The following is a 919-nucleotide window of genomic DNA, read 5'->3' on the forward strand; positions in this document are numbered from 1 at the left end:
ATTTATTAATACTGCCCTTGTCTAACCGAAGCTGAGCTTCAATGTCTTTAGTCATCGAAGCAGAAACGCCTGCTCCCCTAAAGAACAAGACAACATCATTCTTGGATCGACACAGTCGAGGGATTGTATCTATTAATAAGTTAAGCAGTTCTGGGGGATAATGAAAAACAATGTCCACTATTACAGCCCTCGTGAGTTGTCTGTATTTTTCCATGAAAGGTCTGAATCAACAGCAGTTGTCCATATAATCCATTGATTCCAAAGTGGATACTGTTTCAACCATTCCTGCGCTGACTGTTGCGCAGAAAGAATTTGTTCATCACTTAGTGTTTTCTCCAACGCATCCCTTTCAATAGCAGCAGTTTCTTGATCTTCAGTAGCTATAATATTTAACCATTGGAGAGCTTCTTGTTTATCCTGAGGGATGCCAATCGCACCTTCTCGATAGATGCTTGCGAGTGAATATATAGATTGCGGGACACAAATCGCCGATGCCTTAAAAAAGTTCAATGCTCTCACATAATCTTTACTTGTACCCCGGCCACTGAAAAGCATGCACCCCATATGATATTGCGCAATTGGATGACTCTTGGCTGAAATCTCAAAAGACTCAAACGCGGTTGCAAAATCCTGCTCGATCCAAGCAGCTAATCCGACTTGAAAATTATAATCAGCAATTTGACGCACGATGACATCGCCAAGAGCGTCTAAATGTTTATCAAGCCATTCTTTGCAAAAAGACATTGGACACCCCTTTGGCTAATCTTGCCGGATCCTCTCATCAAAGTCTCACCATTTTAATATTTCCACTCTTTCCAACCACTTGCTAACCGTGCCAAAACAGTCGCAGCAGCACTTGGTGATGAAAAAAACATGATCTGAAGCAAATGTAAGAACGTCACCTGTGAAGGATCCATAA

General features: G+C 41.6%; 1 protein-coding gene. It reads right to left on the bottom strand.

Annotation, left to right across the window (positions count from 1 at the left end):
- Positions 1-180: 180 nt before the first annotated feature.
- On the bottom strand, positions 181-744 hold the full coding sequence (locus QQS14_RS16395) for a tetratricopeptide repeat protein (protein WP_285908094.1): 564 nt from the start codon (positions 742-744) through the stop codon (positions 181-183).
- Positions 745-919 lie beyond the last annotated feature (175 nt).

Source organism: Pseudodesulfovibrio pelocollis (assembly GCF_030282845.1).
Lineage (GTDB): Bacteria > Desulfobacterota > Desulfovibrionia > Desulfovibrionales > Desulfovibrionaceae > Pseudodesulfovibrio > Pseudodesulfovibrio pelocollis.